Raw genomic sequence first — 9,241 nt, forward strand, 5'->3', positions numbered from 1 at the left:
CGCGCGTGGGGTAGGGTATCCACCCCCCCGCCCCGCCCGGGGGTCCGGCGGGGAGGGACCGCGACGCGCGCCGTTAGGTCGAGGCGACGGGCTTAGTCAAACGATTCGGTCCGACGGTGGCCCTCAACGGCGCCCGGATCACCATCAGGCCCGGCGAGACCCACGCGCTCGTCGGCCGCAACGGGGCGGGCAAGTCCACCCTGGTGTCGGTCCTCACCGGCCTGCAGGCCCCCGACGAGGGAACGGTCACCTTCGGCGGCGACCCCGCACCGCGCCTCGCGGACCGCGACGCCTGGCGACAGCGCGTGGCCTGCGTCTACCAGAAGTCGACGATCATCCCCACCCTGACCGTCGCCGAGAACCTCTTCCTGAACCGGCACGACCACGGCCGCAGCCGGCTCATCAGCTGGAAGGCTGTGCGCCGGCGGGCGCAGGAGCTGCTGGCGACGTGGTCGGTGGACGTCGACCCGCAGACCTCGGCCGGCGAACTGAGCGTGGAGCAGCGGCAGTTCGTGGAGATCGCCCGGGCGCTGTCCTTCGGGGCGCGGTTCATCGTCCTGGACGAGCCGACCGCCCAGCTCGACGGGGCGGCCATCACCCGTCTCTTCGGGCGCATCCGCGAGCTGCAGCGCCAGGGCGTGACGTTCCTGTTCATCAGCCACCATCTCCAGGAGGTCTACGACATCTGCGACATGGTGACGGTGTTCCGCGACGCGGCGCACATCGTGACCGCGCCGGTCGCGGAGCTCCCCCGCGCCGAGCTGGTCTCCGCGATGACCGGTGAGGCGGCGGCCGACCGGCTGCAGGTGCGGTCGAGCAGCCTCGACCTCACCGCACCGCCTGCGCTGTCCGTGCAGGCGCTGGGCAGTGACGGCTCCTTCCATGACGTCACCTTCCAGGTGGGCGCCGGGGAGATCGTCGGACTCGCCGGCGCCGCCGGCAGCGGTCGCACCGAGGTCGCCGAGACCGTCGTGGGGCTGCGGGCGGCCCAGACGGGTGAGGTGGAGATCGCCGGGCGGCGGCCCCGGCCGGGCAGCGTGCCCGCCGCGCTCGCCGCGGGCGCCGGGTTCGTCCCGCAGGACCGGCACCATCAGGGGTTCGTTCCCGACATGTCGATCGCCGACAACGCCACGCTGTCCGTGCCGCACCGGCTCGGCAAGAACGGCTTCCTCAGCCGTGCCCGACGGGACCGGCTCGCCGACAACATGATCGAGAAGCTGGCGATCAAGACCCCGGGACCCGAGCTGCCCGTCTCCGCGCTCTCGGGCGGGAACCAGCAGAAGGTCGTGATGGCCCGCGCTCTGGCGGACGATCCGCGTCTGCTGGTGCTGATCAACCCGACCGCGGGTGTGGACGTGCGCTCCAAGGAGTTCCTCCTCGGCAAGGTCGAGGAGACCGCGGAGTCCGGCACCGGAGTGCTCATCGCCTCCGACGAACTCGACGACCTGCGCATGTGCGACCGGGTCCTGGTGATGTTCCAGGGCCGGGTGACCTCGGAGACAGCCCGCGGCTGGCACGACCACGAACTCGTGGCCGCGATGGAAGGAGTGGACCTCAATGCCTGAAACCGTCCTCGCGGACACAGCCGCCCGGGCCGTGGAACCCGAGCCCAGGCGCACCGCGCTGCTCGGCGGCCGGATCCCCCTGGCCCGGCTGCGCGACCTCGCCCTCGTCCCCGCGATCGTCGTCATCGCGATCGTCGGCCAGATCGTCAACCCCGTCTTCCTGCAGGGCGACAACCTCGTCAACGTCCTGCAGACCATGTCCGAGATGGCCCTGCTGGTCCTCGCCCAGACGATGATCCTGATCGTCAAGAAGATGGACCTGTCGCTGGAGTCCACCATGGGCCTGGCGCCCGGTGTGGCGGCCTGGCTGGTCGTCCCGGTCGGCGCCGGACACGGTCTCGGTCTGCTCCCCGGCGCCTGGGCGATCCCTGTCACCCTGGCCGTGGGAGCGCTCGTCGGCGTGATCAACTCGCTGCTGATCATCCGCTTCGGCCTCAACGGCTTCATCGTCACCCTCGGCATGCTGATCGTGCTGCGCGGCATCCTCACCGGCATCTCCGGCGGCCAGACCTTCTTCCAGCTGCCGGACTCGATGCTCTACCTCGGCACCGCCCAGTGGTTCGGCATCCCGGCCTCCATCTGGATCTGCCTGGCCCTGTTCGCCATCGCCGTCGTGGTGCTCGGCTGGACCAGCTTCGGCCGCTCGCTGTACGCCATCGGCGGCAACGTCGACGCGGCGAGGGCGGGGGGCATCCGCACCGACCGGGTGCTGTGGATCGTCATCGTGACGGGCAGCGTGCTCGCCGCCCTCGCCGGCCTGCTGCTGTCCGGACGCCTGGCCTCGGTCGCCTCCGCGCAGGGCAACGGCTACATCTTCACCGTCTTCGCCGCCGCCGTCATCGGAGGGATCAGCCTGAACGGCGGCAAGGGCAGCATGTTCGGCGCGTTCTGCGGCATCCTGCTGCTCTTCATGATCCAGAACGTGCTCACTCTGGCGGGCGTCCCCGCCCAGTGGATCGGCGCCCTCAACGGCCTGATCATCCTGGTCGCCCTCGCCATCTCCCGGATCACCGGCGGCAAGGTCCAGGAGTGACCCGGGCGGCTGCCGACCGCCGCCCGGCCCACGCCGCGTTCACGTCTCGCCACGAGGGGATCGCCCCCGTGTTCCTCACAGGAGTTGCCGCATGTCCTCGTCCGCGCCCGCTTCCGCCCGCATCACCGCCCTGGACGTCCTGGACGTGCGGTTCCCCACCTCCGAACACCTCGACGGCTCCGACGCCATGAACCCCGAGCCCGACTACTCCGCCGCCTACGTGGTGCTGCGCACCGACGCCGGCGACGGACTGGAGGGCCACGCCCTCGCCTTCACCACCGGACGCGGCAACGACGTCCAGGCCGCGGCCATCGCGGCCCTCGCCCCGTACGTGGTCGGCCGGTCCGTCGAGGACGTCTGCGGCGACCTGGGGTCCTTCTCCCGCTCGCTCGTGCACGATCCGCAGCTGCGCTGGCTGGGCCCGGAGAAGGGTGCCATCCACATGGCCACCGGGGCCGTCGTCAACGCCGCCTGGGACCTCGCTGCCAGGCGGGCGGGCCGGCCCGTCTGGCGGTTCCTCGGCGAGATGACCCCCGAGGAGCTGGTCGCCCAGGTCGACTTCCGCTGGCTCAGCGACGCGCTCACCCCCGAGGAGGCGCTGGACATCCTGCGCCGTGCCGAACCGGGCCGCCAGGAACGCATCGCCCGTCTTCTGGAGCAGGGCTACCCGGCCTACACCACCACCCCCGGCTGGCTGGGCTACTCCGACGAGAAGCTGACCCGCCTGGCCCGCGAGGCCGTCGCCGACGGCTTCACCCAGATCAAGCTGAAGGTCGGCGCGGACCTGGAGGACGACATACGGCGCATGCGGGTCGCCCGCGAGGCGGTCGGCCCGGACATCCGCATCGCCGTCGACGCCAACCAGCGGTGGGACGTGGCACCCGCGATCGAGTGGATGCGCGCCCTCGCCCCCTACGACCCGTACTGGATCGAGGAGCCCACCTCCCCCGACGACATCCTCGGCCACGCCGCCGTCCGCAAGGCGGTCGGCCCCATCAGGGTCGCCACCGGCGAGCACATCGCCAACCGGGTCGTCTTCAAGCAGCTGTTGCAGGCCGCCGCGGTGGACATCGTGCAGATCGACTCCGCGCGCGTCGGCGGCGTCAACGAGAACCTCGCGATCCTCCTGCTCGCCGCGAAGTTCGGGGTGCCGGTCTGCCCGCACGCCGGCGGGGTGGGGCTGTGCGAGATGGTGCAGCACCTGTCGATGTTCGACTACGTCGCCGTCTCCGGCACGACCGAGGACCGGGTCATCGAGTACGTCGACCACCTGCACGAGCACTTCGTCGACCCCGTCCGCATCGAGGACGGCCACTACCTCGCGCCGACCCTGGCCGGGCTGAGCGCACAGATGCACCCGGCCTCGCTCAAGGAGTACACCTACCCCGACGGCCCGGTCTGGACGGCCCGTGTCTGACGCCCGGATCCGGGCTGAAGGGCCCCCGGGAACGTGCTGACGCCTGCTGTTCGCTGCACGGCGTCGGACCACCCGCTCGCCCAGGCCGTCGTACCGAACCGCACAGCAGGAGGAGCTCAGTTGACAGAACCGACCATGGGCCGCCGGAAGATCACGAACACGTCCGTCGAGCTCATCGAACCGGGCTTCGGGGCCGCCGTGACAGGCGACCTCGACCAGTCCGCCCTCGACGACGTCCTGCCCGCCGCCGCGGTCGCGTTCCCGTACAGCCGTCCCAGTATCATCGACGTCACCCTCGGCATGCGGACTGCGGTACAGGTCGGACGGAACGTGCCTGTCGGAGACAGGCCCGGAAGGAGTGCGCGGTGTCTCTGACGGACAAGGCGATCGCGCAGATCCGGGAGCTGATCCGCAGCGGGGCGCTGCCACCGGGTTCGAAGCTCCCGCCCGAGCAGGAGCTGGCCGCCCAGCTCGGCCTCTCCCGCAACCTCGCCCGGGAGGCCGTGAAGGCGTTGGCCGTCGCCCGGGTCCTGGAGGTCCGTCGGGGCGACGGCACCTACGTGACGAGTCTGCAGCCGAGCCTGCTCCTGGAGGGGTTGGGCGGCGCGGTGGAGCTGCTGCAGGGCGATTCCGCCGCGGTGCAGGATCTCTTCGAGGTACGGCGGCTCCTGGAACCGGCCGCCACCGCGCTGGCCGCCGCCCGGATCTCCGCCGAGCAGCTGGCCGAGGTCGAGCGGCACCTGGAGGCCATGCGCGAAGCGCGTGACGACGTGGAACTGCTCAACGCCCACGACGCCGCGTTCCACCACGCCGTCATCGCAGCCACGGGCAACGAGACACTGCTCACGCTCCTGGAGGGCATCTCCGGGCGCACACTGCGGGCCCGCACCTGGCGCGGTCTGGTCGACGCCCAGTCCTCGGACCGGACCATCGCCGAGCACGAGGCGATCTTCCGGGCGCTGTCGCTCCGCGACGCCTCGCTCAGCCAGGCCGCCGCGTTGATGCACGTCAGCAACACCGCGCTGTGGCTGAGCGAGCACCTGCAGGCGGGAGAAGCCCTCCCCTGGGCATGAAGGCCTGAGCACGGACCTTCCCCACCCTGCGAAGGAGCTCCATCCATGTCCATGCGATCGTGGCTGCGCCGCGCCCGGCGGGCACTGCCCCCGGCGGGGGCGACAGCGGTGCTGGTCGTCGGTCTTCTCACCGGAGCGGGTACCGCCCGCGCCGCCACCGAGGGCCCGTGCGACATCTACGCGGCGGGCGGCACGCCGTGCGTCGCGGCGCACAGCACCACCCGTGCGCTGTTCGCCTCCTACAGTGGGGCGCTCTGCCAGGTGCAGCGGGCCTCGGACGGCAGGTTGCAGGACGTCGGAGTGCTGGCCGCCGGAGGCGTCGCCGACGCCGGGGCGCAGGACTCCTTCTGTGCGCGTACCGCCTGCACCATCACTCGCGTCTACGACCAGTCCGGCAGCGGCAACACCCTGGTCCACCAGGGGCCCGGCGGGACCGGCGGCGACGACGCGGCGGCCACCGCGACCACCGAGGCGCTCACCGTGGGCGGCCGGAAGGCGTACGCGCTCTACATCAACCCCGGCAACAGTTACTTCGCCTACAACTCCGCCGGTGCCGTGCCCACCGGCAGTTCGCCCGAGGGCGAGTACATGGTCACCAGCGGCACCCACGTCAACGGCGGCTGCTGCTTCGACTACGGCAACACTGAGATCGACCACAAGGCCGACGGCAACGGCGCCATGGACGCGATCAACTTCGGCACCGAATGCTGTTTCGGCGGATGCGGCGGGCCCGGGCCGTGGGTGCAGGCGGACCTGGAGAACGGCCTGTTCTCCAGCGGCAGCAAGACGTGGAACCCCAACCAGGTCTCCCAGACCAGCCGCTTCGTCACCGCGATGCTCAAGAACGACGGCACCACCCACATGGCGCTCAACGGCGCCGACTCCCCTCCGGCGGCCTGACCCCGCTCTACAGGGGCGCGCTGCCCGCCGGGTGGAGCCCGATGCACAAGCAGGGTGCCGTGATCCTCGGCAGCGGCGGGGACTGCTGCCGGACCAACCGCAACGCGAGCGCCGGCACCTTCTGTGGGCGGGATGTCGCCGGACCACAGTAGGGCCCCGTGCGCCTGGCTGCCCGCCCACACGGAGCGGACCAGCGACAGCGGCCGGTCCTCCCCCGCCGCGCGCAGGCCGTCGGCCACCGCGCGGGCGTGCTCCAACGGGTAGAGGTTCGCGGCCTCGGCGGCCGCCCCGGCGGCGTAGACGGCGCGCGCGGCGAGGTCCGGGGGAAGGTCGGGCTCACAGGCGTCCAGCCAGAAGCAGGCCACGCCGTGGATACGGTAGTTGTCGTTCAGCCGCTGCCACAGGGCGGCGCGTGCCGCCGGGTCGGTGGCGTCGTAGTACGCCATCGGGCGGATCAGCGCTTCCCCGCCGTACCGTGACGGCCACGGGAAGGTGAGCAGGCCTCCGGCCTCGTCCTGGACGAGGTGTCCGGCCGAGCGGAGCTCGTCGTAGGTCTCGCTGCCGGGTTCGACGGTGGGCCATACCGAGACGGCGAGCTTCACCCCGAGGGCCTCCAACTCCTCCACCATGGCGGTCGGATCGGGCCACTCGCTCTCCTCGAAGCGCCAGTCGCCCATCCGGGGCCAGTGGAAGAAGTCGCAGACCATGACGGACAGCGGCAGTCCGCGCTTGTTGTACTCCCTTGCCACGGAGAGAAGTTCGCCCTGGCTGCGGTAGCGGAGCTTCGACTGCCAGAAGCCGAGCGCCCAGTCGGGGAGGAGCGGCGGCCCGATGGCCAGGGTGTAGGCGTCCAGGATCTGGGCCGGGGTGTCGCCGGCCGTGACCCAGTAGTCGATGCGCCCGTCGGCGTCGGCGGTCCACCGGGTGGCGTCGGTGCCCAGTTCGACCCGGCCGGTGCCGGGGTTGTTCCACAGCAGCCCGTAGCCGCGTGAGGAGTGCAGAAAGGGAACGGCCGCGACCGTGTTGGCCTGGACGAGGTCGACCGCACGGCCCTTCTGGTCCAGGCGCCCGTGCGGGTGCTGTCCCAGGCCGTGCAGCCGTTCACCGTCGTACGCCTCGAAGGACTGCTCCGCCCGACCGTCCGCCGCGTGGAACCGAGAGCCGGCCCCGTGCGCGTCCGGGCGCCCCTCCGCCAGGAGTTCACGACCCGAGCCGGCGTGGCAGAACCTCAGTCGGCCGTCCGCCGAAGCCACGACCACGATGCGGCCGTTGACCAGACGGGCGCAGCCGTCGTCCGAGACGGACAGTTCGGCTCGGGGAGAGGGCGATGCGGTCCCCAGCGCGCCAGGGGCGGTGGGGCGACGGTCCCGGACGAGGCCCTGACCCGCACGGCATGCGCTCCCCAAGGCTCGATGCGGAGGACCTCTTCGGCGGTGCAGCGCTCCAGACCGCCCGCGCGGATGCTGTACGACAGGACGACTCCCCCGTTCTTCTCGATTACCGCTGCCGCCGGGCTCGCGCCTGTCGCAGTGTCATCAGCCATCAGATCGCGTCGAAATGCCCTCGGCCAGAAGGCTGGCCGCCTTCGGCCATACTCCAGCAGATGTTAAGGATTGGCCAGAGCAAACCGGGCAGCATATGAGTCCTACTTATTCGGGTTGGCTTGCCCATCGGCGCCCCACTCGGAGCCGAGATCCTGTCGCCCCACCTGCAGCTTCTTCCGGTCTGCCTGACAGATCCTCATGTCGACGGTGTTTCGGCCAGGAAATATGAGCATGCCAATCATCTTGACATGGATGCTCATCGGGCTCGATAAATGCAACTCATAAGCCACCGGGGCTTGGAGGAGGGACACCACAGATGAGACCCCGACGGATCGGTGCGGTGACGGTCAAGGCGATGGCAGCGGCAGCCGTCGCCCTCGCCGCCACGCTGCCCACCCAACCCGCCTACGCGGCCGCGACGAACTTCTACGTCGACCCGGTCAACGGCAACGACAGCAACTCCGGTACCAGCACCGCCTCCGCGTTCAGGACCGTGCAGGCCGCGCAGAACGCGGTCCGGGCGATCAACGCGAACATGGCCGACGACATCGTCGTGAACCTGCGCGGAGGCACCTACACCCTCACCGGTCCGATCACCTTCGGTACCGCCGACTCGGGCACCAACGGCCACACGGTCGTCTACCAGGCGTACAACGGTGAGACGCCGGTGATCAGCGGAGGCAAGTCGATCACCGGCTGGACCGCGGCCGCCAACGGCGAGTACAAGGCGTCCATCGGCTCCCTCAACTTCCGCCAGCTGTACGTCAACGGGGTCCGCGCCACCCGGGCCCGCTACCCCGACGCCGGCACCGACTTCAACCTGCAGGGCAGCGACACCACCAACAAGCTGCTGAAGGTGCCCAGCTCGCAGGTCTCGAACTGGGGCAACCTGAACCAGGTCGAGATGATGCTGGAGACCCAGTGGGGTGAGAGCTACCTGCGGCTGAAGTCGATCAGCACCGCGGGCAGCACCGCCAACATATCGATCCAGGACCACGAGGCGGGCATCCTCTTCCAGCGCCCCTTCCCGGTGCTCGCCAACAACTCGCCGTTCCACTTCGAGAACGCGCACGAGTTCCTGAACGAGCCGGGCGAGTTCTACGTCGACACGACCACGCAGACCCTCTACTACAAGCCCCGCCCGGGCGAGGACATGTCCACCGCCTCCGTGAAGGCGCCGACCGTCCAGACCCTCTTCGACGTCAAGGGCACCAGCCTCGACAGCCCCGCCCACGATCTGCGGTTCTCCGGGCTGACCTTCACCCACACCACCTGGATGGAAGCCGGCACCAACGGCTACCTGAACGGCCAGGGCGGCAACTACAACATCTCGGCCAACACCTCCAACCAGCAGTACGTCGGCCGCCCGCCGGCCGCCGTCCAGGCCGCGGCCGCCGACCGCGTCACCGTCTCCAACGACGTCTTCTCGCAGCTGGGCTCCACCGCGCTCGACTTCTCGCACGGCGTCCACAACAGCAGCGCGATCGGCAACTACCTCTCCGACATCGCCGGCAACGGCATCATGGTCGGCAAGTTCTCCGACCCGACGGTCGAGTACCACACCGTCTACAACCCGCCGTGCGCGCCCGCCGCCGCGGCCGCCCCCGGGGTGGTGAAGAACATCAGCCGCAAATCACACCACATCACCCCCCGAGGTGGCGACACCCCCCCGCCCCCCGCCCACCCGCCCCGCCCGCGCCGCCGCCCGG

Annotated in this window: 7 protein-coding genes and 2 pseudogenes; 8 read left to right on the forward strand and 1 reads right to left on the reverse strand. The window is 70.6% G+C overall.

Annotation, left to right across the window (positions count from 1 at the left end):
• Positions 1-116: 116 nt before the first annotated feature.
• The 7 genes from ACFV0G_RS16020 (at position 117) to ACFV0G_RS16050 (ending at position 6,140) form a co-directional block, all read left to right on the forward strand.
• Positions 117-1,565: a sugar ABC transporter ATP-binding protein gene (locus ACFV0G_RS16020; protein ID WP_380547046.1), complete on the forward strand. Its 1,449-nt coding sequence runs from the start codon at positions 117-119 to the stop codon at positions 1,563-1,565.
• Positions 1,558-2,598 carry an ABC transporter permease gene (locus ACFV0G_RS16025; RefSeq protein ID WP_380547048.1) on the forward strand — a complete coding sequence of 347 codons (1,041 nt, stop codon included), beginning with the start codon at positions 1,558-1,560 and terminating at the stop codon, positions 2,596-2,598. Before ACFV0G_RS16020 ends, ACFV0G_RS16025 begins: the two co-directional genes overlap by 8 nt.
• Positions 2,599-2,689: 91 nt before the next feature.
• On the forward strand, positions 2,690-4,015 hold the full coding sequence (locus ACFV0G_RS16030; RefSeq protein WP_380547050.1) for an L-fuconate dehydratase: 1,326 nt from the start codon (positions 2,690-2,692) through the stop codon (positions 4,013-4,015).
• Between the two features lie 120 nt (positions 4,016-4,135).
• Positions 4,136-4,390, forward strand: a complete 255-nt coding sequence (locus ACFV0G_RS16035; RefSeq protein WP_380547052.1) for a hypothetical protein — start codon at positions 4,136-4,138, stop codon at positions 4,388-4,390.
• Positions 4,381-5,088, forward strand: a complete 708-nt coding sequence (locus ACFV0G_RS16040) for a FadR/GntR family transcriptional regulator (protein WP_380547054.1) — start codon at positions 4,381-4,383, stop codon at positions 5,086-5,088. The genes ACFV0G_RS16035 and ACFV0G_RS16040 overlap by 10 nt, the downstream gene beginning before the upstream one ends.
• Before the next feature lie 45 nt (positions 5,089-5,133).
• On the forward strand, positions 5,134-5,988 hold the full coding sequence (locus tag ACFV0G_RS16045; protein ID WP_380547056.1) for an arabinofuranosidase catalytic domain-containing protein: 855 nt from the start codon (positions 5,134-5,136) through the stop codon (positions 5,986-5,988).
• 41 nt (positions 5,989-6,029) lie between these two features.
• The gene (locus ACFV0G_RS16050; protein ID WP_380547058.1) at positions 6,030-6,140 is read left to right on the forward strand and encodes a hypothetical protein; all 111 of its coding nucleotides are present in this window, start codon (positions 6,030-6,032) and stop codon (positions 6,138-6,140) included.
• A gap of 39 nt (positions 6,141-6,179) precedes the next feature.
• On the opposite strand, the pseudogene ACFV0G_RS16055 reads toward ACFV0G_RS16050, so the two are convergent.
• Positions 6,180-7,247, reverse strand: a pseudogene (locus tag ACFV0G_RS16055) (TIM-barrel domain-containing protein); the annotation flags it as partial.
• Positions 7,248-7,848: 601 nt separating this feature from the next.
• Between ACFV0G_RS16055 and ACFV0G_RS16060 the strand changes: the two are divergent.
• Positions 7,849-9,241, forward strand: a pseudogene (locus ACFV0G_RS16060) (hypothetical protein); the annotation flags it as partial.

Source organism: Kitasatospora sp. NPDC059571, assembly GCF_042735675.1.
In the GTDB taxonomy this organism is placed as follows: domain Bacteria; phylum Actinomycetota; class Actinomycetes; order Streptomycetales; family Streptomycetaceae; genus Kitasatospora.